This is a genomic window from Adhaeribacter radiodurans (assembly GCF_014075995.1).
GTDB lineage: Bacteria > Bacteroidota > Bacteroidia > Cytophagales > Hymenobacteraceae > Adhaeribacter > Adhaeribacter radiodurans.
Window position 1 is genome coordinate 5,962,467 of record NZ_CP055153.1, and the last position, 23,623, is coordinate 5,986,089.

Annotated in this window: 20 protein-coding genes; 5 read left to right on the top strand and 15 right to left on the bottom strand. The window is 42.2% G+C overall.

What is annotated here, in order from left to right:
* Positions 1-275: 275 nt before the first annotated feature.
* Both HUW48_RS23700 and HUW48_RS23705 read left to right on the top strand, forming a co-directional pair.
* Positions 276-1,049, top strand: a complete 774-nt coding sequence (locus HUW48_RS23700; RefSeq protein ID WP_220463964.1) for a 3-keto-disaccharide hydrolase — start codon at positions 276-278, stop codon at positions 1,047-1,049.
* A gap of 139 nt (positions 1,050-1,188) precedes the next feature.
* Positions 1,189-1,353: a DUF4184 family protein gene (locus HUW48_RS23705; RefSeq protein WP_220463965.1), complete on the top strand. Its 165-nt coding sequence runs from the start codon at positions 1,189-1,191 to the stop codon at positions 1,351-1,353.
* 44 nt (positions 1,354-1,397) lie between these two features.
* Here the strand turns inward: HUW48_RS23705 and HUW48_RS23710 are convergent, their stop codons facing one another.
* Together HUW48_RS23710 and nudK are read right to left on the bottom strand one after the other, a co-directional pair.
* Positions 1,398-1,775, bottom strand: coding sequence for a DUF4406 domain-containing protein (locus HUW48_RS23710; protein ID WP_182413292.1), 378 nt, complete (start codon positions 1,773-1,775; stop codon positions 1,398-1,400).
* On the bottom strand, positions 1,772-2,353 hold the full coding sequence (nudK, locus tag HUW48_RS23715; RefSeq protein WP_182413293.1) for a GDP-mannose pyrophosphatase NudK: 582 nt from the start codon (positions 2,351-2,353) through the stop codon (positions 1,772-1,774). The genes HUW48_RS23710 and nudK overlap by 4 nt, the downstream gene beginning before the upstream one ends.
* A gap of 396 nt (positions 2,354-2,749) precedes the next feature.
* On the opposite strand from nudK, the gene HUW48_RS23720 reads away from it, so the two are divergent.
* Positions 2,750-3,850, top strand: coding sequence for an alkaline phosphatase family protein (locus HUW48_RS23720; protein ID WP_182413294.1), 1,101 nt, complete (start codon positions 2,750-2,752; stop codon positions 3,848-3,850).
* A 1,286-nt stretch (positions 3,851-5,136) separates the two neighbouring features.
* On the opposite strand, the gene HUW48_RS23725 is transcribed toward HUW48_RS23720, so the two are convergent.
* The gene (locus HUW48_RS23725; protein WP_182413295.1) at positions 5,137-7,044 is read right to left on the bottom strand and encodes a DUF294 nucleotidyltransferase-like domain-containing protein; all 1,908 of its coding nucleotides are present in this window, start codon (positions 7,042-7,044) and stop codon (positions 5,137-5,139) included.
* Positions 7,041-7,757: a 3'-5' exonuclease gene (locus tag HUW48_RS23730; RefSeq protein WP_182413296.1), complete on the bottom strand. Its 717-nt coding sequence runs from the start codon at positions 7,755-7,757 to the stop codon at positions 7,041-7,043. The genes HUW48_RS23725 and HUW48_RS23730 overlap by 4 nt, the downstream gene beginning before the upstream one ends.
* 442 nt (positions 7,758-8,199) lie before the next feature.
* Between HUW48_RS23730 and HUW48_RS23735 the strand changes: the two genes are divergently transcribed.
* Positions 8,200-8,340 carry a hypothetical protein gene (locus tag HUW48_RS23735; RefSeq protein WP_182413297.1) on the top strand — a complete coding sequence of 47 codons (141 nt, stop codon included), beginning with the start codon at positions 8,200-8,202 and terminating at the stop codon, positions 8,338-8,340.
* Between the two features lie 122 nt (positions 8,341-8,462).
* On the opposite strand, the gene HUW48_RS23740 is transcribed toward HUW48_RS23735, so the two are convergent.
* From HUW48_RS23740 to HUW48_RS23785, 10 genes are all read right to left on the bottom strand, one after another.
* The gene (locus HUW48_RS23740; RefSeq protein ID WP_182413298.1) at positions 8,463-10,160 is read right to left on the bottom strand and encodes a sodium:solute symporter family transporter; all 1,698 of its coding nucleotides are present in this window, start codon (positions 10,158-10,160) and stop codon (positions 8,463-8,465) included.
* Positions 10,161-10,287: 127 nt separating this feature from the next.
* Positions 10,288-10,437 (bottom strand): hypothetical protein, encoded by a 150-nt coding sequence (locus HUW48_RS23745; RefSeq protein WP_182413299.1) that lies wholly within the window; start codon positions 10,435-10,437, stop codon positions 10,288-10,290.
* 97 nt (positions 10,438-10,534) lie between these two features.
* On the bottom strand, positions 10,535-12,040 hold the full coding sequence (araA, locus tag HUW48_RS23750) for an L-arabinose isomerase (protein ID WP_182413300.1): 1,506 nt from the start codon (positions 12,038-12,040) through the stop codon (positions 10,535-10,537).
* 162 nt (positions 12,041-12,202) lie between these two features.
* Positions 12,203-12,901, bottom strand: coding sequence for an L-ribulose-5-phosphate 4-epimerase (locus HUW48_RS23755; protein ID WP_182413301.1), 699 nt, complete (start codon positions 12,899-12,901; stop codon positions 12,203-12,205).
* A 5-nt stretch (positions 12,902-12,906) separates the two neighbouring features.
* Entirely contained in the window at positions 12,907-14,700 is a 1,794-nt protein-coding gene (locus HUW48_RS23760; protein WP_182413302.1) for a ribulokinase, read from the bottom strand.
* Between the two features lie 102 nt (positions 14,701-14,802).
* Entirely contained in the window at positions 14,803-15,027 is a 225-nt protein-coding gene (locus HUW48_RS23765; RefSeq protein ID WP_182413303.1) for a hypothetical protein, read from the bottom strand.
* A 51-nt stretch (positions 15,028-15,078) separates the two neighbouring features.
* Positions 15,079-15,786, bottom strand: a complete 708-nt coding sequence (locus tag HUW48_RS23770; RefSeq protein WP_182413304.1) for an NUDIX hydrolase — start codon at positions 15,784-15,786, stop codon at positions 15,079-15,081.
* Positions 15,787-16,422: 636 nt separating this feature from the next.
* A complete protein-coding gene (locus tag HUW48_RS23775; RefSeq protein WP_182413305.1) occupies positions 16,423-17,637 on the bottom strand; it encodes an aldose epimerase family protein in 1,215 nt (404 codons plus the stop codon).
* A 90-nt stretch (positions 17,638-17,727) separates the two neighbouring features.
* The gene (locus HUW48_RS23780) at positions 17,728-18,801 is read right to left on the bottom strand and encodes a family 43 glycosylhydrolase (protein WP_182413306.1); all 1,074 of its coding nucleotides are present in this window, start codon (positions 18,799-18,801) and stop codon (positions 17,728-17,730) included.
* Between the two features lie 371 nt (positions 18,802-19,172).
* Positions 19,173-21,140, bottom strand: coding sequence for a glycoside hydrolase family 127 protein (locus HUW48_RS23785; protein WP_182413307.1), 1,968 nt, complete (start codon positions 21,138-21,140; stop codon positions 19,173-19,175).
* A 162-nt stretch (positions 21,141-21,302) separates the two neighbouring features.
* Between HUW48_RS23785 and HUW48_RS23790 the strand changes: the two genes are divergently transcribed.
* Complete coding sequence (locus tag HUW48_RS23790; protein ID WP_182413308.1) at positions 21,303-21,470, top strand: hypothetical protein; 168 nt, start codon at positions 21,303-21,305, stop codon at positions 21,468-21,470.
* Between the two features lie 43 nt (positions 21,471-21,513).
* Here HUW48_RS23790 and HUW48_RS23795 read toward each other — a convergent pair whose 3' ends face one another.
* Positions 21,514-23,493, bottom strand: coding sequence for an alpha-L-arabinofuranosidase C-terminal domain-containing protein (locus HUW48_RS23795; RefSeq protein ID WP_220463966.1), 1,980 nt, complete (start codon positions 23,491-23,493; stop codon positions 21,514-21,516).
* Between the last annotated feature and the right edge of the window lie 130 nt (positions 23,494-23,623).

Genomic DNA, 23,623 nt, shown 5'->3' on the forward strand with positions numbered 1-23,623 from the left:
ATATTGAACCAGGCATTGTACCAATGGCTAATTAGATCTATTTAATTTTTTTTACCTATTTGATTGCCGGCAAATGGTAGTTGCTTATTTGAAGCAAAGCGCATTGGTTTTCAACTTTCCCAATACCAGAGCGGCTTTACCTAACTTCAAGACATAACGTAATTGCTTCTTGCATTAGCTACTGTACAATAATTGTTCAGAATAAAAACAACTAAATACCGCGGGTAACTACTATATTGGCCCGTTAAATCTACTCCACATAAAACTTATACTACATGAAAAAAAAACAGCTAAAAATGAGTTTGTTCGTGCTTGCCCTGGCAGCGGCAGGTTGTAACCAAAATGCTAAAACCGAAACTGCTACTACCAACGAAGCCTCCGCTCCCTCTGATTCAGCCGCTACTGATTCAGCCGGAACGGCCAGTGCCTCTAATCAAGCTGTTGATTTGTTCGATGGCAAAACGTTGGCTGGCTGGCACGGCTATAACAAAACCGGCGAAGTAAAAAACTGGACTGTAATGGATGGTGCCCTGGTTTGCCTGGGTGCAGCTAAAGATGCCCACGGCGGTGATCTGGTATCGGATAAACAATACAGTAATTTTGAATTAACCTGGGATTGGAAAGTGGATAAAGGTAGTAACAGCGGGGTAATGTACCATGTTATAGAAGATAAAAAATACCAGGCCCCTTACGAAACCGGTCCCGAATACCAGGTAATGGACGACATTGGTTTTCCGGAAAAATTAGAAAATTGGCAATTAGCCGGTGCCGATTACGCCATGTTCCCGGCCAACGAAAAGAAAAAGCTGAAACCGGTGGGAGAATGGAACAGCAGCAAAATTATTTATAATAATGGCCACGTAGAACATTGGTTAAACGACGAAAAAATTGTGGAATTTGACCGTAACAGCGAAGCCTGGAAAAAACAACGCGCTGAAGGTAAATGGAAAGACTATCCGGATTACGCAAAAGCTAACACCGGTTATATAGCCTTACAGGACCACGGCAACAAAGCATATTATAAAAACATTGAAATCAAGGAGTTATAGATTTACATTTAAAATTCGGTTAAGTTAAAATACGCTGGTCAGAATCTTTATAAGAATTTCTGGCCAGCGTATTTTTATTTAAAGGGTATTATTTATAGTTAACAATACCCCAATTAATAAAAAGGAATAGACAAACTAAATGCCTTTTACTTTCTCTCATCCAGCGATTGTGCTACCCTTGACTCTGCTGCTCCGTAAATGGTACTCGCTCACTGGACTAGTAATTGGAAGCCTTACCCCTGACTTCGAGTATTTTTACCAGTTTAGTATTTCACTTACCAAAACACAAATACAGCAAAGTTGATAGCGGTTAGAAACAAATCTTCCAACTGCCATTTAGTAAATACGTTATCCTTCCACCACTGGTATATCGGCTTGGTTATAGAAAATAAGCTTGCCTTTTGCTTTTCCAACAGCTACCATTTCGTCGGCTCCCGCCGAAGGTCCGCCTACCCGGAGCACGGCATCGCATTTGTCTATTAATCGAATGGCTATCGGGTGGAAGATGGTATTAAATACTTCGTCGCCGATTTGTTTAGAGCCGGCAGCTTCTACTAAGGGTAAGGCAAACCACTCGCCCAGAACCGGCAAGTGCCCACTTTGGTAAAGCTCCAGGGCTACAGTAGTCATATGATGCACGTTAGCGGCAATTTTAGCGGGTTCGTCGTTAGTGCCCGACCGGTACGGACCGGCCACTAATATTAGTAAAGGTTTATCGGTTTTCATCCCAGCAGATTTTCGAGTTTAGCGTATTGCAATAACATAATAGTTTTAGCGTCTTTTATTTCGCCAGTTTTAATCATTTGCAGAGCTTCGTCTAAGGGTAATTCCAGCACCTCAATGTTTTCCTGTTCGTGTTCTACCCCACCGCCTTCGTTCACCTTCATTTCCTTAGCATATTCGGCCACAAAAAAATACAGGATTTCGGTTACCGAACCCGGCGACATGTAGGCTTCAAAAATCTTTCGTACTTCCGAAACTTTGTAACCGGTTTCTTCTTCGGTTTCGCGTTTAATGCATTCTTCGGGGTTGTCTTTATCCAACAAACCGGCGCAGGCTTCAATGAGCATACCCGTTGGGTTTCCGTTTACGTAAGTGGGTAAGCGAAATTGTCGGGTTAAGATTACCGTTTTTTGTTCTTTGTTATAGAGCAGAATAGTGGCGCCATTGCCCCGGTCGTAGGCTTCGCGGCTTTGGGTTTGCCAGGCACCTTCATCCGTTAAATAATCGTAGGTAACTTTTCGCAGGGTGTACCAATTATCAGATAATACTTCGGTTTGCCGGATTTTTACTTTTTCATTCATAGATGAGATGGATTGAAATTACTGAGTATTATGGATTTACCTTTAAGGCAGCAAATTACAGAATTTTATACTATTTGCTTAGTTCTGCCTAATTCATTCTTAAAACCGAAAATCCGGTCAAACAACAAACCCACTTATTATACAAAATTCATGTAGCAAATAATTAAACATTATGCTGCTGAGTTAGCTTTAGTAAATTAAGATAAACCCACTATTGTAAAACAGGATTAGATTACTGAATTAAAACTGATAAAAAGGTACAATTAAAACCTTTGCTTTTGCAGGTATTGCTACCTAAACTTGTAAATCTTATCTTTTATTTTGGTGCGGTTTGACTGGTGGGCTTGAATACTAATAGATGTTTTAAGTTAAAAAAATTAAAATATACACCTAAAAATGCGTAATAAAGCTTTGTTCCTGGTTTTAGGCTTTCTTTGTTTAAGTAACCACCCCTTACTGGCCCAAAAAAAATTAAAAACCGAAAATGTTGTTCTAGTTACTTTGGATGGCTTTCGCTGGCGGGAACTGTTTACCGGAGCCGACGAAGATTTAATTTCGGAAAAGGATTTCGTATCGGATGAAAAAGCCCTGAAAAGCAAGTTCTGGGACGATGACGCACTCGTACGTCGCAAAAAATTACTGCCATTTATCTGGACAACCATTGCCACGCAAGGCCAAATTTACGGTAATCGCAAGCACGACAACAAAGTAAACGTAGATAACCGACACCGGTTCTCTTACCCCGGTTATAACGAAATTCTGACCGGTTTTACCGACGACCGCCGGGTAGATAGTAATGATAAAAAAGATAACCCGAATAAAAGCGTACTGGAGTTTATTAACCAACAAAAAGGATTTCGGAAAAAAGTAGCTGCTTTTAGTTCCTGGGATGTTTTCCCGTATATATTAAACGTAAAACGGTCTGGCTTGCTGGTAAATGCTGGTTTCGATACCGCCCGCGGACCGCATCTTTCTTCCCGCGAAAAATTCCTGAACCGGTTGCAGGCTCAGGTACCCAGTCCTTGGTCGAGTGTGCGGTTAGATGCCTTTACCCACCATTACGCTCTGGAACATCTTAGAAAAAATTCACCACGGGTTCTTTACCTGGCTTACGGCGAAACCGACGATTTTGCTCATAATGGCAATTACGAAGCCTATCTAAAATCAGCGCATCAAACGGATGCGTTTATTAAAGACCTTTGGACCTGGTTACAACGCTCACCGAAATACCGCAACAAAACCACTCTAGTAATTACCACCGACCACGGACGAGGAAATACCAGAAAATCCTGGCAAAATCACGGCTCCAACATAGGAGAAGCCGATGAAACTTGGTTCATAGCTATTGGCCCGGATACTAAGGCACTCGGCGAAGTAAAACAACCTGCCCAGTACTACACTAAACAGCTCGCCCAAACCATTACTACTTTATTAGGTCTTCCTTATACCTCTGACCAACCAGCCGGGGAGCCAGTAAAAACCGTAATTAATCAGTAAATAGTAATTGGTTTTTGTATTTTCAATGGGTTTATTCCTATTTCTTTTATGATTTCAATTTTTGACTAAAGCTCCGACAGGTAAATCAAGTTAAAAATACTATTAGCTATTATGGACTAATTAAAAGCAAACCTTTACATATTACTTGTATTAACCCTCTTGCTTCCAGATAAATATGACTTTATGACTAAACAAAAATAAGTGCCGGGCAAAATTCAGAACTATCTTTTAATTTTATATTATAAAAATAATTAAATAATCCGCGTGTTTTTTAAATCTTTATTTGAAAAAAGGAGTAAAAGGAATTAAACGCGAAACAACTAAAATATGGTAGTATTTCTCTTGTGGAGCATTCCTTTTTTAGGTTTATTAATTTGTCTTTATTTAGCAGCTTATTATTACATTTATCAGAAAAAGTTAAAAAAGAAAAAGCTTTATCGCGCTAAAAACCATAAGGCTAAGAGCTATAAAGTAGTAGTTGATAACACTTTTTCTTCTGGAGGTTTTACTCTCCCGGAACATAAAACAGGTAATTTATAGTAGCTTTTAAGACAAAAAAGAACCATACAGGCAGCTTCCCTTTCCGAAACTGTAATAAGTAAAACCTAAACTCATTTTCCTTTAGGTTAAGTACCACTCGTCGCCTTTTCTGCACACGAGATAAGTTATTGTAAAACGTAAATTAGCCGGTATTAATAAATTTTCTTTCCGGCTAATTTTTCTTTTTTACTTTACTCTGTCCTTACTTGTTCTAATTTAAATGCTTTCTTCTTTAAGGGTTTACTTAAAGCTTTAGCTTTTCCTATATAACTTCTCTATTAAGGTATGAGCATTATTTCTCAACTACCCTCAGGATAACTTAATTTTATTGGTTTTAACTTTCTGTTTTTACCTTATAAAATTAAAATAGTAAAATTTAAAACAATATTAAGCATATTATATATCTAATTTATTTAATATTCGTAAATTAGCTTAAACTTAATGCTTAATACAATGTCGTCACCTTTATTAATTACTGTTATCTTAATTTGTCCGGCTATACTCTTAACTATAGGAGTAGTAGCCTGCGACATAATCAGTAGCCGGATGAAGTAAATTTACTTAGGCCATTAATTATGGCTTACACCTGTTAACCAGCGTCTGTTTGGTACGTTGGTGCAATGAGTAAAATAGGCTATTGATTTTCCTGTTCTTTACCCCACCTAACTTAATGGTAGTAACCGCAATTAAAAACCCTGTTACAAAAAAGTAACAGGGTTTTTAATTTATAGAGTAGCATTACCGTCTCAACCAAAAAGATTATTCGTAAACTTCAATCTTATTCCGGCCTGGAAATCTTTAATAATTTTAAAAATTTCGATAATCGTTACCTGTTCAATTTTGGTGAGGCTGCGCACGTCCATGTAATTTTCAGGTTCGGCTTTGTCGCGCGTAATCTGGTTGGCTTGTTTTTTCAGGCGAACACTCATCAGGTAATAATACGATTGAATCAGTTCCAGATACTGCTTTTCTGTGAAAATGCCTTTTTCTTTTAAAGCCGCCAGTCGCTCGCCGGTATTGGTAACAAAAATACGATTTTGTAACGCGTATACCCGCACCAAATCCACGATGGGTGTCATGGCTTTTTTAATATTAAAAACCTCCTGGCTACCTACGGTAAATGTTCTGATATTCCGGAAAAATGTAAGCGGCGGTTCGTATTGCAAAGCATTCTTGGCTAGGTGAAAGTAAAGTTGCTCCATGGGTTTCTGCAGTTCCTGGTTCAGGAAAGATTGCAATTCGTCCATAATAGCTTTTTCACCGTACAAGTAGCGGCAATCGAAAAAAGTAGAGAAATTCATCACCGTTTCGGGTACAATTTCCTGCATCCAGCTTTCGTAATTGCGTTTCCAGTGCGACAAAGAATGCGTCCACTTCGGATTTTTCGCCATAAGACCACCCGTGCAAAAACTAAAGCCTATTTTATCTAATCGTTCTGAAATTAAATCGGCAAATTTTAGAAAATACTCCCGCACCAGTTCACGTTGCTCGTTAGCTTTGTCTTCGTAAATAATCGCATTGTCCTGGTCCGTTTTTAAAGTTTGTTCTTTACGGCCTTCGCTGCCCAATACCATAAAAACAAACTTCGCCGGCGGCGTACCCATTTCGTCCAGCACGCCCTGAATTACTTTTAAAGCAATGGTATCAGCTACCGTGGTAATTACCTGGTTCACAATTTCGGCGTTCACGCCTCGGCTTAAGAGCTGCGTTACTATTTCGGGTACTTTTTGCCACTTACCTTTTAATTCATCCAGTGACAGCGCTAGTTTTACCGATTGAATAAACATGAACGGCGATTGCGCCTGTTCGCTTAACAAGCGGTTGCGGCTCAGGAAACCCTTAAATTGTCCGTTTTGCTCCACCAATAAATAGCGGGTATTCGTCTGGAACATGAGCAAAATAGCTTCGTAGATATAAGCCTGGGCATTAATGGTGACAATAGGATTGTCCATGAAGCTTTTAACCGGTTGCTGCGCATCGGCTTGTTTGGCTACTACATTATCGCGGAGGGTAATATCGGTTACAAAACCAATGATTTTTCCGGGTTCTTCCTCCACAAACGAACAACTTACTTTATGCTCAGCCATCATTTGCGCTACCTGGTACACAGGCGTTTCTGGCGGGCACGCCACTATTTCGCGGTATTCCAGGCTTTCAATTTTGCGGGAATATAGTTGCTCCGAGGCAATGTAACTTTCTTCGAAAGCCGCCGGGCGTTTCGCAAAATGCGCAAACTCATCGTTGAGCATGCGCTTGCCGTAATCAGTAGTGAAAAAATGAAAAAATGCGTCGTAAGCCTGGCAAAGTGCCCGGAAATCTCGGCGGTGCAAGAAATAAACTACAGTTCCTTTTTTGGCAATAACCGTACGCAGGGATTTGCGGCGGTTAAGCAACACCGAAATACCACCGTAACAATACCCGGTCCGGTGATGCTCCAATAAACGTTTATTTTGGGCGCTATCGTAAAAGAAAGATTCGTATTCGCCGGCTGCTATAATATCAACTCCCCGCAGCTTACTCACTTCCTGATGGTAAACGGTTGTGTCTTTGGTATACTTTACTTCTTCCAGCAAATCCACTACTCCCATTAATACCTCATCTGGTAATAAGTTAAAGGGAACAGCGTTTTTTAGAACTTGAAATCGGTCGGTCATAGCCAATAATACAGTAAAAGAGTTAACAAAAATAAAATGAAAGCAACAATACCGTATTTTATTCTTTGGGGAGGAGTTTTTATTTCCAGGGTGGCTGGTGTTGGTTTTTGTTTTATTTCCTGCTGCAAAATGGCAGGCAGATCAATTTCGCACCTTTTTACCAGTTCAAAAAAGCAATCGGCGGTGGCCCGGACATCTACCAGCGCATTGTGTTGTTGTTCTAAATTATTTTTAAAAAGAATGTAATACAAATCGCCCAGCCGCAAATATTTTATCCGGGGGTTTCGCACGTAAGAAGTAGTAGCTTCCATCGTACAGAAGGTCGGCAGAAGATCTAGTGGGTTTTTCCAGCCAATCCGGTAATAATCCGCACCCAGTACCGAAGCATCAAATTTCATAAAATGACCCACTACCAGCGGTTGATAATGCTGTAAATCATCTGCCAATAATGTTAAAATTGATCTTCTGCTTTCGCCTTGTTTTTTTAAAAAATCATGGGTAATGCCATGCACGTTAAAAGCTGAAGGAGTAATCTCGAAATCGCCTTCGTTGATGTAGTGATTTTCAAATTTTATTTGCTGTCCATCTCGCGTGTAAATTAACCAGGATACCTGTACCGCGTACGGCCAGTTACCTATTAAGGAAAACGGGGCGTTCCAATTTTTAGGTAGTCCGGAAGCTTCGGTATCAATAAATAGTAAGTATTCTCTCACACCGGATTTTTAAACTGGGTTCGCGCACTTTTCTGGTTCAAACTTATTTTCTTTTTAGCTAATACTAGGAATGTTTCTTATTTGTTAAGATGATTCCTAATTTTAGATTAAAGTCGTTAAGTTAGAATTATCTTTAAAAAGAATCGACCTATGTAGACAAGGTTATTGAATTCTCAAATATGTAACTGGCGCGAGGCTCTAGCCTCGTGTCTACTATCTGGGAGGCCTCTGGCCGGGCGAACCCGTAAGCTTTTCCCTATTAGTAATTAAATTCCTACTGATCAGAAGCCGGACGATACTTCTCATGAGCGGGACGCTCGCGATGTAACTTTAAAGGGAAGACCGGGAGCGTTTTAAAATTTCTTTTTTGATGAAGGCTATTTACTTGGAGCCGGTTCCCGTCTCCAGGCTCAAGTGCTATCTAACTTGTAAGCTTCAAGTTTTGCCTCGTGGCCGGCGGGCCTCGTTTGGCTCTTTCGGGCGGTCTAAGCTTCCTTTCCTCGACTCCGTCTGCGGAATTCTGCTGCGCAGAACCGGAACCTTAGAAGGCGCTCAACAGACAAACTGGTGTCGTTGCGAGTAGCTATTGTTTACTATTAGGTAACTTGTTGGTATTGGAATGTGCTTCGTGGTGGCAATATCTTTTAATATAAAATTTAAAAAGCGAGCCTTTCAGCCCGATTTTTAAATTTTTGCTTCGCTTTTTTACCAGAACCGAACGTACAGCACCGTGATGAGTAACATCGTAATTACAATTAAAGCTAAAGTAGGTTTAGAAACCCGGAACATGGTTTTATCAAGTTCGAAGGCTTTTGGATTTACTTTTGGACCAGCTAAGCTGAGCGCAATCATGACAATCATGGTAAACAGAAAGGCTAAGCCCATACAAATCTGGAACGGAATTTCATAGCCACCTTTGCCGTTGGGATAAGCCGTGTACAGGAAAGTTTCGTTACCAAACCAGGCTGGGGCGTAGTTGTTAAAGATTACCGATAAAATAAACCCGGTTAGCAAACCTGCTACTGCTGCGGTGCCCGTAGTACGTTTCCAGAACATACCTAGTAAAAACATGGCAAATACTCCCGGACTGATGAAACCGGTATACTTCTGAATAAAAGTAAATCCACCTTCGCCGCCAATGCCTAGTAAATCGTCCCAAGTCAGGAAAATAGAGAACAGCATGGCCACGATAATAGTAATTTTACCAATCCGAATTAAGTTTTTCTCGTCGGATGTTGGGTTGATGTACTTTTTATAAATATCCAGAGTAAAGATGGTGGAAATACTATTGGCTTTACCAGCCAGCGAGGCCACTATAGCTGCCGTTAATGCCGCTAAAGACAAACCTTTCATGCCGGTTGGTAAAAAGCCCAGAATAGCGGAGTAAGCATTATCGGCGTTGAATACCCCACCCGGCGCCATTTCTTCCTGCAAAGAACCATTCTTGTACAACACGTAAGCCGCAATACCCGGCAACATTACAATAATAGGCATCATTAACTTTAATAAACCGGCAAATAAAATACCGGTACGGGCAGTTTCTAAGTTAGCGCCCAAAGCCCGTTGAGTGATGTATTGATTACAACCCCAGTAGTTCAGGTTTACAATCCAGATACCGGCAAAATACATGGCAATACCGGGTAGCATCAGGTATTTATTAATATCGGCTTGTGATGAATTCGGTCCAGGTTTATCAATAATCATCCGGAAGTGTTCCGGCGAGTCTCGCAAGAGAGCGTTAAAACCGGCAATCACATCGCTACCTAAACCAAACTTTTCGCTTACCAGTGTTAAAGCAGTATAAGTAGTAGCCAAACCTCCCAAAATCAACACGGTTACTTGTATTACATCGGTATAACCAATCACATTCATCCCGCCCAGCGTGATAATAATAGCAAATATGGCTAAGGCAATTACAATCAAATGAAAATTAGCGCCACCAGCCAAATTATTAATGGCTAATGCTCCCAAGTATAAAATAGACGTTAAGTTTACAAAAACGTACAGGAACAGCCAGAAAATAGCCATAATTAAAGCTACGGTGCTGTTGTAGCGGTTCTGCAAAAACTGCGGCATCGTAAAAATCCGGTTTTTAAGGTATACCGGAATAAACCAGACAGCCACAATAATTAAAGCAATGGCAGCAATCCACTCGTAAGCGGCCACGGCAATACCTACCACAAAACCATTCCCGCTCATACCAATAAATTGCTCCGCTGAAATGTTAGAAGCAATTAAAGAAGCGCCAATGGCCCACCAGGTAAGGGTTCCTTCGGCCAGGAAATAATCTTTACTGTCGGCGTTTACGTTGCGGTCGCGCCGGTAAACCCAGTAGCCATAACCGGATACTACAATAAAGTAGACGAAAAAAATAACGTAATCAATGGTAGCGAATTTGCTCATGCCGGATTAATTAAAAGTGATAAGATTAAATTTTCGTTATAATAGTTTCGGATTATGTTTTTTAAAGAACCTTAATCTAAATCTTGCATAAGCATTCCAGCAGATTGCTTATGGTCGGGCAAATTTTTTAAATATTTAGCGATGCTGGTAATATTTCTTCGCAAGTCGTTTGTGAGGACACAAACGAGGGCATTAACATAAACGGCGGCATAGAAGGCGCAATCCAAGAGCCCGCCGTAGGCAGTGCCTCACTGCCTACTTTAACGGAAGATTTCATCAGCTAAAATCTAAATACCAGAATCAAATTCTGGAAAGGATCATCTCTTCCAGAATTTGATTTACATCAAAAGTTTAAAGCCTAAATTTTTAAAAATTTAAAATTTCTTGTTTACCTGATAGTACACTTCGCTCCAGCGCAACTCGTTGCGCAATTGATTCAGCTTGGTTTCTTTGTCGATCAAAACGAATTCTATGTTGGCCATTTCGGCAAAATCCTGCAGGATTTCGGAACTTAAATTTTGGCTATAGCAGGTATGGTGCGCTCCGCCGGCCAGAATCCAAGCGGCACAACCGGTTTTCATATCTGGGTATGGTTTCCAAAGCACGCGGGCTACCGGTAATTTAGGTAAATTGTGCTGCGGCTCTACAGCTTCTACTTCGTTTACAATTAACCGGAAACGGTTACCCATATCTACTACCGAGGCATTTAAAGCAGGTCCACCGGCTACGTTAAATACCAACCGCACTGGGTCGGCTTTACCGCCAATACCTAAGGGATGTACTTCGCAGGAAGGCTTGCCCGTAGCAATAGCTTCATCTACCTCCAGCATGTGCGAACCAAGTACTAAAGCATTATTGGGATCGAAGTGGTAAGTATAGTCTTCCATAAAGGCGTTACCACCCGGCAAGCCGCTACCCATAACTTTCATGGCCCGAACCAAAGCGGCCGTTTTCCAGTCGCCTTCGCCAGCAAAGCCATAGCCCTGGGCCATTAACCGTTGGGCCGCAATACCCGGCAATTGCACCATGCCGTGCAAATCTTCGAAAGTATCGGAAAAGCCTTTGTAGTTACCTTCTTCTAAAAAGGTACGTAAGCCAATTTCAATTTTGGCGGCTTCCCACAAGGAAGTGTATTGCTCGCCGCCTTTACGTAGCGAGTCGGTTAAGGTATAACTTGCTTCGTATTCCTGAATAAGCTGTTCGATTGCCAAATCCGGAACTTCATTGATTACTTTTACTAAATCGCCGATGCCGTGGGTATTTACCGAAAACCCGAACTGCATTTCGGCCTCAACTTTATCGCCATCAGTTACTGCTACGTAGCGCATGTTATCGCCGAAACGCACGAATTTAGCACCTTGCCAATCGTACCAACCGGCTGCTGCCCGGCTCCAGCCACCTACCTGGCTCAGTACTTCAGGGTCTTGCCAATGACCAACTACCACTTTGCGGTTAATGCGCATCCGCGATACCATAAAACCGAACTCTCGGTCGCCGTGAGCGCTTTGGTTCAGGTTCATGAAATCCATGTCAATAGAATTCCACGGAATATCGCGGTTGAACTGGGTATGCAGGTGCAGCAAAGGTTTTCGTAAAATTTTTAAGCCGGTAATCCACATTTTAGCCGGTGAAAAAGTATGCATCCAGGTAATTACCCCAATGCATTTTTCGGCCACATTGGCTTCCTGACAAATGCGGTAAATTTCTTCAGTAGTTTTAACGGTGGGTTTAAAAACAACCTTAACCGGAATCTGCTCGGCCTGATCTAAGGATTGGGCTATTTGCTGCGAATGCTCGGCTACCTGGTTTAACGTTTCTTCACCGTATAAATGCTGGCTACCCGTAATAAACCAGACTTCCAATTCTTTTAAGTTTATCATGTATTTTAGTCGATAGTCCATGGGCCACGGTCCATGGAAGAGATTAAAAATTTTTAAATTTTAATTAAGTTCGCCCTACAGCTACTGCAATCAATCGGTTTACAGACTTAGTATCAAAAAACCTATGTCTGTGGTCCATTGACCATGGACTATGGTCTAAGATTATTGTCCGTAATAAGAATGCGGTCCGTGTTTACGTTCGAAATGTTTTTTGATTAAGGAGTTCTGTAAACGGGGTACGTCTGCCCGGATCTGTTCTGTTAAGTAAGCCATCCGAGCGATTTCTTCCACCACGGCACTATTATAAACCGCTTTGTCGGCGTTTTTGCCCCAGGTAAAAGGTGCATGGTTGCCTACCAGTATCATTTCTACTTCTTCGTAGCTCATGCCTTTCTCCTGCAGATAATTCATAATCTGGAAACCGGTTTGGTATTCATAATCCCCCTGAATCATTTCGTCGCTCATGGGTGGCGCACACGGAATGTCTACAGTATTATGGTCGGCGTGTGTGGTGCCGTAAATCGGAATATCGCGTTGCGCCTGCGCCCAGGCGGTAGCGTACGTAGAATGCGTATGCACGATGCCGCCAATCTTGTCCCAATGTTTGTACAACACCGCATGGGTTTTGGTATCCGATGAAGGACGAAGATTGCCGGCTACGGTGTTGCCGTCAAAATCCACGATAACCATTTTTCCGGGGGTCAGGTCCTCGTAGGGTACACCGCTAGGCTTGATGGCAAAAACGCCTTGGCTGCGGTCGGCGGCGCTTACATTGCCAAAAGTAAATAGTACTAATCCTAATTTAGGTAATTGCATATTGGCCCGGTAGGCCTCTTCCTGAATGTGGGCGTAGATACTCATATTTTTTAATTGCTATTATTAGAAGCCGTTTCCAGAGTATCTTCTTTTTGCTTTTCCTCGTTGGTGTGCGGCTCCTGGGCTTTGGTGCCCGTTTCGGGTAAATCAGAAATCAGCGGTGATTTTACGGTGCGTAACTGGCCTTCCACAAATCCGCCTAATTCGGTGTATTTTTCATAACGTTGGGCATACACTTTCGCCCGTTCGGCATCCGGGAAGTATTCAGCGTCAAATCCTTGCCCCATGGCTGCCATAGCCTCTTCTACTCTAGAGTAAATACCGGCAGCAGTAGCAGCAAACATAGCGGCTCCAATCGCGCAGGTTTGCTCCGATTTATGAATCCGGATAGGCATATTCATCACATCGGCCATCATTTGCATGATAAACGGCGATTTTTTAGCCACCCCGCCCAAGCCAATTAAGCCTTTCACCGGCACGCCTTGTTCGTTAAACCGGTCTACAATTTTTTTAGCGCCAAAGCAAGTAGCCTCTACTAAAGCCCGAAAAATGCGGGGAGCATCGCTGCCTAAACCCAATCCCGAGATAGCGCCTTTTAAAAGCTGGTTCGCATCGGGAGTACGTCGACCGTTGAGCCAGTCGAGGACATATTCCAGGTTTCCCGACACTTGTATTTTAGCTGCTTCGGCGCTAAGTTCCGGAATAATGCGGGCAGAAATTTCAGCTAATAAATCATTTGCCGTTTCAGCGTTAATTACTTTTGACTGAGCAAGCAATTGTTGCAAAGGCCAGAGTAAAACTTTTTTGAACCAAGCGTAGGTATCACCAAAGGCCGATTGGCCAGCTTCCATACCCATCATACCCGGAATAACTGAACCCGGCACCTGACCGCAAATGCCGTTTACCAGTTTATCTTTTACTTCATTTAAAGGGGCAACCAGCATGTCGCAGGTAGAAGTACCCATTACTTTGCTTAAATGATAAGGCTCAACCTGGCCACCAACAGCACCCATGTGCGCATCGAAAGCCCCTACTCCTACTATTACGTCCGTAGATAACCCCAAACGTTCCGCCCATTCTGCACTTAGTTTACCGGCCGGTTTATCAGAGGTATAAGTATCGTTAAACAAACGTTCGCGGAAACCAGCCAGCAAAGAATCTAAAGAGGCAAAGAACTCTTCGGGGGGTAAACCATTAAATTCTGCGGCCCACAACGATTTATGACCGGCGGCGCACACGCTGCGTTTCATCTCCTGTACTTCGGTACCGCCGGTTAGCAGAAAAGGAATCCAATCGCAGTGCTCTACCCAGGAATAGGCAGCGGCTCGCACTTGTTCGTCGGCGCGTAAAGTCCGCAATAACTTGGCCCAGAACCACTCCGAAGAATAAATTCCGCCTACGTATTGCAGGTAATTTGTATCAAAAATTTTAGCGTGTTCGTTTATTTCGGCGGCTTCGTTTACGGCCGTATGGTCTTTCCAGAGCACAAACATTGCGTGCGGATTTTCTTCAAAACCCGGCAGCAAAGCCAGCGGGGTACCCGATTGATCCACGGCTACCGGACTAGACCCCGTTGTATCAACGGCTATGCCTTTTACTGCTGCGGCTACTTTCGGTCCGGCTTCCGCCAGACAAGCTTTAACTGTATGCTCTAAACCTTCGATATAATCCAAAGGATGTTGCCGGAACTGGTTTTCGGTGGGGATGCAATACAAGCCTTTTTGCCAGCGCGGGTACTGGTACACGGCAGCAGCAACTTCCTGCCCATTTAGCGCATTTACCACAACCGATCTTACCGAATCCGTGCCGTAATCAATCCCAATTACATATGCCTCTTTATCCATAAAAAATTTTAAAATGTCAAATTAACGCTTATTATTTTTAGAAAAAAATATCCGGGTTCTTTTCGGCTTTTTTTACCAAAATATTTTTTTTAAGAAATAAGGTTAATTTGAGACTGTATCCTGATTGGCGCTCTGGGCAGAATCTACCGGGTTTTCGGAAGCGTTCGGGGTGCCGTATTCAGAATTAATGGGATTGGTGGTGCTGGAATCCGTGTTGGCAGAAGTTCCGGATTCAGATGATGTATTACTGGTTCCGGATTTTTCGTTTGAACAAGCAGATACCCATACACTTGTTGTAACACCAATTATTAAGAGTAATTTCTTCATAGCTGTATTGTATCAGTGAACGAAAATTTTAAAAATTTTTTAAATTATGGGTTACACCAGAAATTTATCTGGGTTCGGAATAAATTTTAGAAATGCCTGGAAGTTTTCGGAGTACTTTCTCTTATCCAATTTATAATAAAAGGCGCCTTTGCGGGAGTTTTCTTTGTCTTTTTCATTTTGCTTCACCAGCAAACCAGTTGATAAAAGCTTCCGGCTGAAATTGCGCTTGTCAAATTCAGCTTCGTACAAACCTTCGTACAGGGCTTGTAATTGCGGAATGGTAAATTTTTCGGGCAATAATTCAAATAAAACCGGATGCAAGGCAGCTTTGTAGCGCAGTCGTTTTTTTGCTAATTCTACCATTTCGCCGTGGTCGAAAATTAACTGCGGCATGTCGTTTAGTAAAAACCATTCGGCGTGGTACTCGTGGCTAATTTGCTTTTCGTATTTATGAATATCAATCAAAGCAAAATAAGGTACGGCAATGGTTCTTTCCACGGGGTCGCGGTTCGGACCGCTAAACGCGGGTAATTGTTCCAGGTACACGTCTTCTAAACCAGTTAATTGCTTTAGCACCCGGTTAGCGGCTACTTCCAAAGTTTCTTCCGGCTGAATAAACCCGCCCATTAAACTCCACTTCTTTTTTTCCGGCGCAAACCCTCTTTGAATTAACAATAATTTAAAATCGGTACCATCAAAACCGAATATAATGCAGTCTACCGCGACTAATATCCGGGTTTGACCTATATACTTCATCATTTAGCGTATAGAGTAAGGAAGGATGAACAATTAATCTTCCGGGAAATATAAAATTTTAAAATTTACTACCTGAGGACTACGTGATTTAAATAAAAGTAAATTCCGGAATAAACCTTGATTGTTGCAGGAAATATTTCTTCTAGCGGGCTTTCGCAAAAGGTAAATATAGTTGTTTGCGAAGGCACGCAAAAAGTCGTTTGACATGTAAAATCGTTTGTGAAGACACAAACGATGGCATCGGAACGGCACCAAAGTCGTTTATGAAGTCACCAACACTGGAACCAGCACCACAATCTAATCGCCCGTGGGCAGTGTCCTCACTGCCTGCTTTTGCCCATATCCCAAGTACCTGGCCAGAGTTAATTTAATCTACTTGATTCTGATATTGCTGCAATAAATTGCTGACTTATAGATAATTTACACAAAAATCTAACAGCTAATATTTAGATACTTGTATCTTTTTTAAAGTAAAACTGCGGGTACGGCTAGGTAGTAAGCTTAACGAAAGTAATTTTTAATGAGGAATAGTATACTTCAGAAGTAATCTTTTTAAAGAATATACCATTCCTGTAGAACGAAACAGCAAAGTGGGATAATCAAATTTTTAAAAATTTGATTATCCCACTTCTCCATTACTTACTGCTTTACCGAAAACTTATAAACGGTGGAAGTTTTATAGGTTTGCCCCGGCGCTAATACCGTGGAAGGGAAATTACGTTGATTCGGGGAATCAGGGAAGTGTTGGGTTTCGAGGCAAAAGGCCGAGCGGTATTCGTCTTGCTTGCCACCTTTTATTTGATTCTTACCTTCTAAAAAGTTACCACTGTAAAATTGGATACCAGGTTCCTGGGTAGATACTTCCATGTAGATCCCGGTTTTATCGCCGAGCACGGCAGCCGCTGGCTTTAAAGTAGCGCTTCTTTGGGTAGCTAATACGTAGTTATGATCGTAGCCTTTGCCAAATTTTATTTGCTGATGCGCATCGTTAATCCGGTCACCAATGGCAGTAGCATTTTTGAAATCGAGCGGCGTACCAGCCAGCGCTTCTATTTTACCCGTAGGGATTAAAGTAGAATCTACGGGCGTATACCGGTCGGCGTTAATTTGTAATTGGTGGCCCAGGATGGTACCGCTGCCCGCACCGTTTAAGTTGAAATACGAGTGATTGGTTAAGTTCACTACCGTTTTTTTATTGGTAGTAGCTTCGTAATCTATCTTCAGCTCATTTGCGCTGCTGAGGGTGTACGTTATTTTAGAAGTTAGAGTACCCGGATAACCTTCTTCCCCATCTTTAGATACATAGGTTAACACCACAGTGCTGTCGTTGCTTTGGTTGCCATCCCAGATAACCCGCGAAAAACCTACTTTACCGCCGTGTAAATGGTTCGGGCCGTTATTGGTAGCGAGGGTGTACGTTTTTCCATCAAGGGTAAATTTTCCTTTCGCAATCCGGTTGCCATATCTGCCAACTAAAGCGCCGAAATAGGTATCACCTCCTTCGGTAAAAGGTTTTAATTTATCGAAGCCCACAATTACGTCGGTCATTTTTCCGGATTTGTCCGGAACTAGTAAGCTTATTACCCGTCCTCCATAATTGGTAATAGCCGCCTGCACGTTATTTTTGTTCTTCAGCACATACAAGTCCGTTTTCCTATCAGCAAAAACATTCTGAAAATCAGATTTGGAGGGTAAACTTACGTCCTCCGACGAAGACGAAGCTGTAGCCGTAGAATCGGTGGACTGGCTGTTATCCGACTCGGCCGCTTGGTTTTTGCTACCATTGTTACAGGCACTTAAGGACAATAAAAAGATTCCCAGAATAGAAAAAGGTAATTTCAGTCGAAGGTTCATTTTCTAGTTTTACGTATGAAAGTGGAAAGTTTAAAGTATAGCTTTTATTTTTAAAAATTTACTAATTGGCTTTAAAAGTAACAATTTAATCTATTTCCCCGAGGTATTTCCTGAAACTACCGGCCAACCTTGTTCATCCCAGGTTAAAGGTTCGATGCGCAATTTAGATTTACCCTTATCCGCGGCATCATACCCGTGAAAAATTAAAAAGCCCTGGTTGTTAAACGTGTACGCCGCATTATGCCCCACCCCGTACCAGCTATTGTTACCGGCAAGCACTATGGAACCGCCGCCTTGAGCCATTGTTTTACCCACTTTATCCAGGTAAGGACCTTGCACTTCTTTGGACCGACCTACTATTATTTTATAAGTACTGTTTACCCCTTTACAACAATAATCAATAGAAGCGAAAAGATAATAGTACCCGTTCTTTTTAAATATAAAAGGTGCTTCAATGGCGTTGTCGCCCGCATTTACTGGTTTGTTATCAGCAGTAGGCAAATTATTGGCAGAAGTCCCTTCCGTTTTGCGGCTGGCAATGGTTGGTAAACTCTCGATACTTTGCGCCAGACTTTTCCGGTCTTTATTTAATTTAACTAATTTTAAACCTTCCCAGAAAGAACCGAAAGCCAGGTAAGCATCGCCCTTTTTATCGGTTACTAAATTAGGATCAATGGCATTCCAGTTAGTTTTACCGGGTATCGATTGAATTACTTGACCATGATCTACCCATTTAAATTTTTTATCTGCCGGGTTCAGGGTAGTATTAGTAACTAACCCAATAGCTGAAGTATTTTTACCAAAGGCCGAAACCGAATAATACAGGTAATATGTGCCTTTGTAGTAGCTAATATCAGGCGCCCAGATATGATTCTTGAAAGTAGGAATGGCTTGCACTGCCCACTCCGGAGCCAATGAAAATACCGGTTCTTCGCGCTTCCATTGCTGTAAATCTTTCGACGACCAAACGGCAATCCCCCGACCAGTAGCAAACAAGTAATATGTATCGTCTTGTTTAATCATTACCGGATCGTGTACGGAGATATTTTTCTGTAATTCCTGGCTTTGGCTAGTTTCTGTAGGTGGCGTAGTTACCTGCGCCTGCACAAACCACGGACTAAGAAAACACAGAAAAAAACTTAAAACCAAGTCTGAAGAACGCATCCTAATATTATTTACCTAAGGTTTATTCATTTAGAACTTGAATAAGGAGAAAATCTTTAAACCTGATATTCATTTTAATTATTGAATGTGAAGCCAAACGTTAAGCAGTTTTCCTGGAAAGTCGGACCAACAATCTATTTAATATCTAAACTGGCGCGAGCGTCCACGCTTGTGTCTAACCATCCGGTAGGCCTCTGGCCGGGCATACTATTAAACGTTCTTTAAAAGTAATTCAGTTAAATTTCTACCCGTCAGTGGCCAGGCGATACTTCTCACGAGTGGAACGCTCGCGATAGAATAAATAATAAACTAAACAGCTCTACTCCGCCAACGGTACCCTAAATACCTTTGCAAAATATCAGCTTCTAATTTTAATTTTTGTTATCCGGACTAGCTTTCGGTAACCATACTTTCATCTCGTTTACTCCCCGGTTAGACCAGGCGTAGTACGGAATGGCCACAAACTTTTGCCCGGCTAACTGACCGGATATAACACTTACTCCTTGCAGCAATTCAGGTCTTTTCTCAACTTTTAAAGGCGCACTAGCTGGCATCCGGATTTTGGCCAGACTACCATTATTATCTACTGCTTCGGCGCAATACACCAACGGCCCGTATTCCAGGGCTACCTGGTTTTGGTTTTCTTTTACCTGGGTGCTGGTAATTACCTGCCGGATGTTCATGGGAAGCCCTACCTCCACTTTATCGCCTTTTTGCCATTGGCGGTTAATAACAGCGTAACCCTGATTGGGAGTAATATTTACTTTTTGGCCGTTTACTTTTACCGTAACTTCTCCCTGCACTTTATCAGCATACGCGTACAAATTACCCGGAGCAACCTCATTGCGGGCCCAACCCGGAATTCTGATTTTTAAATTAAAATTAGTGGCTTTTTCCGGATCAACGGCTACGGTAACTTTACCTTGCCATGGGTAATCGGTTTGCTGCGCTACGGTAACATTAGTATTGTTTACCTTAACCTGAGCTTTATTTGCGGCAAATAAGTTGATAAATAAATTGTTATTTTGGGTAGCGTAGATTAAGCTCGGCATAGCTGGCACGAAACGAACCAGGTTAGTAGGGCAGCAAGAACAATCGAACCAGGTCTGGCGGGTACAGGAGCCAAAGTTAAAAGCGTATTTGCCATCCGATTCCAGTGGGTTTGGGTAAAAGAATTTATCACCGGATAAAGAAATACCGGCAATTAGTCCATTGTACAAGGTTCGCTCAATAACATCGTAGTATTTACTATCGCCGGTGAGTAAAAACAAACGGTGGTTAAAATACACATCGCCGATTGCCGCACAGGTTTCGCTGTAAGCTGTTTTATTGGGCAATTCGTAATTCTTCCCGAAAGATTCGCCTTCGTAGAGGGCTCCCAAACCGCCGGTTACGTACATTTTCTTGCCTACCATGTTATCCCAAATGGTTTTCACCGCGTTCAGGTAAGCTTTATCGCCGTAAATAGCGGCTACATCGGTCATACCGGCGTACATGTACACTGCCCGTACGGCATGCCCTACTGCTTCGGTTTGTTGGGATACTGGCAAATGATCCTGGCTGTAAGGTCCGTAGAGTTCCCGCCCGTTAGATTTTACACCACGCTGATCTAGGAAAAATTTGGCAAGTTTTAAATAATCTTCTTTCCCGGTAATCCGGTACAATTTAATTAATCCCGTTTCAACAATCTGGTGGCCGGGTGGGAGTTGTAATTTACCTGGTTCCGGTCCGAAAGTTTTAACCAGTAAATCAGCATTCCGGAGGGCTATTTCCAAAAAGTTACGCTTGCCTGTAGCAATGTAATGCGTAGCGGCGGCTTCGTACAAATGGCCGGCATTATACAATTCATGACTCATAGCCTCACTCTTCCACCTCGGGCCAGGTTTTACCCAAGTGGCTGGCGGATGGTTCGGGTCGATGCTATGCCAGGTGGTGAGGTAACCATCGGGTTGCTGCCCTACTTTAATAATAGCAATAACCGAATCCAGGTACGCGTCCAGTTTTTTGTTCGGAGCGCTGATTAAAGAATTAGAGGCCCCTTCAATTAATTTATACACGTCGGTATCGTCGAAAGGCATTTTCCCCCGCGTTTTACCTTCCATTTTACCACCGGCAATCAGGAAGTTTTCTAATCGCCCTTCTTCTTCACACTTTTTAAAGCCAAACTGAATGGTAGTATTTTGTACCGTTTTAATTTTCGGCAGCCAGAAATTATCCGTTAGTTCTACTTTATTAATGTCTACCGCTGCAATCGGGTAATCTTTGTAACCGGAGGTTTGAGCCAGGCTTGTTCCTGAAAGTAGCCCGAGCACAGGCAAAAATTTAAATATTGATTTCATACTCGTTTTGATATTTTAATCGAGTTTTTCCTGATTCTTCGATCTTCTCCGATATTAAATAACATTTCGAAAAAAACTCCTAAAACCGACTGCTTATCTTTGGAGCCGGTTCCCGTCTCCAGTTGATGGTGCTGATGCTGTCCAACGGTCCCTGTTTGCCTCGTGGCCGGCGGGCCTCGTCGGGGCACTCGGGCGGGCTACTTTTCCTTTTCTCCTGACGTCGAAATGCCTAAAGGCACTGGAAAACTAGCAGGCCTTCGTTGCCCCGACTGCTGTCTGTTTCTCTTAGCTAATGCTTTTCTGGCTTTTCCCTTTAAATTTTCTACTTGAGTCCTAATGGTAGCTCTACTTAATAAGGAAAGTTTATTTTTTATTAAGAAAACTTTAGCTTGATCACGTTCACGGAATAAGGCTGAAGCGCTACCTTTACTTTTTTATTTTTTACGGTTATATCTTTTACTACCGGGCTAATGGCTGTTGGATTTTCAAAAGAGTTTACCTGGTCCAGTTGGTCGCTACGCAGTACGGTTACGGTGCCTTTTGCAGCTACTTTGTTTAAGCCATCAATTACAAAATCCGTATCTTGGGTTTTATCCGAAGCATTTACTACTTTCAAGATTATCTCTTTTTTATTTTTATCCAGTACCGCCGAAGCGTAATAACCCTCCTGACCGGTTACGGTTTCGTTGTTGAGTAATAAGGGTACTACGTTCGTTCCTTTGTTAGTCGAAAATAATTTCTGCACCTGGTAATTAGGCGTACCGTAGGATTTTAAATTATCTACCCAAATCATATCGGGAGTCCATTGCCAGCCTTCGGCGTGGGCAAACAAAGGAGCATACGACGCCATGGCTACTACATCGGCGTTGCGCTCCAAACCCGTCATAAAGGCTGCTTCGGAGAGAGCGCATTGCCAGTTGTTTTTATTATCAGGACTAGCAATGGCTACACTTTGTGCGGCATATTCGCCGGCAAATATTTTAGGTCCTTTGCGGTCGTAGTTGTCGTAACGTTTGGCATTATCCAGGAACCACTGCGGTGCCCGGTAATAATGTTCGTCAATAATATCGGCGTTCATTTTCCGTAGCTCGCCATTTAAATAATCAAAACGCTCGCCATTCGGGTCAGTACCCGAGCTATTCACTAGTTGAATATTGGGGTATTTAGCCTTGATGGCTTGGGTAAAAATCTTTAACCGGTCGATGTACTGCTCTCCCCAGTTTTCGTTACCCACGCCCATCATTTTTAAATTAAATGGCGCCGGATGACCCATTTCGGACCGTATTTTACCCCATTTTGTATCCGCAGAGCCGTTCGCAAATTCAATTAAATCCAGGGCATCCTGCACGTAAGGATCTAAACTTTCCAGCGGTACTACTTCGGCGGTGTTAAACTGACAGGCCATGCCACAGTTTAAAATAGGAAGCGGCTCGGCCCCAATATCTTCAGCCAATTGAAAATATTCGTAAAAACCTAAACCAAACGATTGATAGTAATCGGTGGTAAGGCGGTGTTTAAATTCGGTGTTCCAGCGGTTAATCAAATAGCCCCGGTCTTCCACCGGACCAATGGTTTTCTTCCACTGAAAACGTTCGTCTAACGTCCGGCCTTCTACAATACAACCACCCGGAAAGCGTAAAAAGCCTGGTTTCATATCGGCTAAAAGTTGCACTAAATCAGCACGCATACCATTAGGCCGGTTTTTCCAGGTATCTTTCGGAAACAAAGAAATCATATCCAGATCCACCACTCCCTGTCCTTTAACATAAATATTTAAAACGGCTTTGGGTTCGGTAACAGTAGCGGTAAAGCTGGCATTATATTTTTTCCAGGGTTTACCAGCCGGCGTAACCGTGGTTGATCCTAATTTTTCGCCTTTACTATTTACTAATTCTATTACCAGCGAAACAGCACCTTCTTGTTGGCTGGCTAAAACAGAAAAATCATACTGATTTCCCTTCTTAATGCCCATTCCCCGGAAGCCTTCGTTTGAGAAACCAAAATTACCGGTTGGGGTTTTAGAAGTAATCCGGATAAAACGTGAATTTGCCCCGTTTAACTCGCCCCAGTTATTTACCAGCAAACTGCCTGTTTCTTCTCCTTTTTGCAGCAATTTCCAACCCATTAAAGGAGTATCGAACTCAAAAGAGCGATTTTTTACTAATTCAGCGTAAATTCCCCCATCTGCTCCCAGGTTAATATCTTCGAAGAAAACTCCCCATAAAGTAGCCGGAACCGAGGCTTTCACTTCGTTGGCTTTTACCGTAAATGTTTTGGTTTGGGCGTTACTTTCCTGGTAATTAGTAAATAAACCAATGGCCATTGAACAGGCTATTACACAGTTTTTCCGCATCGTTAATTGCACTGATATTTAAATTTTTATAAAGGATTATTCTCTCTGGCAGCTAAAATCCAAACTAAAACTCGTGCCTCGCTAAATCAAAAATTAGAATTATGAATTAGAAGTGAGGTTTAAATTCATT

Excerpts from the sequence above, each read along its gene's own strand:
- HUW48_RS23700 (WP_220463964.1), top strand. The coding sequence starts at position 276 with ATGAAAAAAAAACAGCTAAAAATGAGTTTGTTCGTGCTTGCCCTGGCA.
- HUW48_RS23705 (WP_220463965.1), top strand. The coding sequence starts at position 1,189 with ATGCCTTTTACTTTCTCTCATCCAGCGATTGTGCTACCCTTGACTCTG.
- HUW48_RS23710 (WP_182413292.1), bottom strand. The coding sequence starts at position 1,775 with ATGAAAACCGATAAACCTTTACTAATATTAGTGGCCGGTCCGTACCGG.
- nudK (WP_182413293.1), bottom strand. The coding sequence starts at position 2,353 with ATGAATGAAAAAGTAAAAATCCGGCAAACCGAAGTATTATCTGATAAT.
- HUW48_RS23720 (WP_182413294.1), top strand. The coding sequence starts at position 2,750 with ATGCGTAATAAAGCTTTGTTCCTGGTTTTAGGCTTTCTTTGTTTAAGT.
- HUW48_RS23725 (WP_182413295.1), bottom strand. The coding sequence starts at position 7,044 with ATGACCGACCGATTTCAAGTTCTAAAAAACGCTGTTCCCTTTAACTTA.
- HUW48_RS23740 (WP_182413298.1), bottom strand. The coding sequence starts at position 10,160 with ATGAGCAAATTCGCTACCATTGATTACGTTATTTTTTTCGTCTACTTT.
- HUW48_RS23745 (WP_182413299.1), bottom strand. The coding sequence starts at position 10,437 with ATGAAATCTTCCGTTAAAGTAGGCAGTGAGGCACTGCCTACGGCGGGC.
- araA (WP_182413300.1), bottom strand. The coding sequence starts at position 12,040 with ATGATAAACTTAAAAGAATTGGAAGTCTGGTTTATTACGGGTAGCCAG.
- HUW48_RS23755 (WP_182413301.1), bottom strand. The coding sequence starts at position 12,901 with ATGAGTATCTACGCCCACATTCAGGAAGAGGCCTACCGGGCCAATATG.
- HUW48_RS23760 (WP_182413302.1), bottom strand. The coding sequence starts at position 14,700 with ATGGATAAAGAGGCATATGTAATTGGGATTGATTACGGCACGGATTCG.
- HUW48_RS23765 (WP_182413303.1), bottom strand. The coding sequence starts at position 15,027 with ATGAAGAAATTACTCTTAATAATTGGTGTTACAACAAGTGTATGGGTA.
- HUW48_RS23770 (WP_182413304.1), bottom strand. The coding sequence starts at position 15,786 with ATGATGAAGTATATAGGTCAAACCCGGATATTAGTCGCGGTAGACTGC.
- HUW48_RS23775 (WP_182413305.1), bottom strand. The coding sequence starts at position 17,637 with ATGAACCTTCGACTGAAATTACCTTTTTCTATTCTGGGAATCTTTTTA.
- HUW48_RS23780 (WP_182413306.1), bottom strand. The coding sequence starts at position 18,801 with ATGCGTTCTTCAGACTTGGTTTTAAGTTTTTTTCTGTGTTTTCTTAGT.
- HUW48_RS23785 (WP_182413307.1), bottom strand. The coding sequence starts at position 21,140 with ATGAAATCAATATTTAAATTTTTGCCTGTGCTCGGGCTACTTTCAGGA.
- HUW48_RS23795 (WP_220463966.1), bottom strand. The coding sequence starts at position 23,493 with ATGCGGAAAAACTGTGTAATAGCCTGTTCAATGGCCATTGGTTTATTT.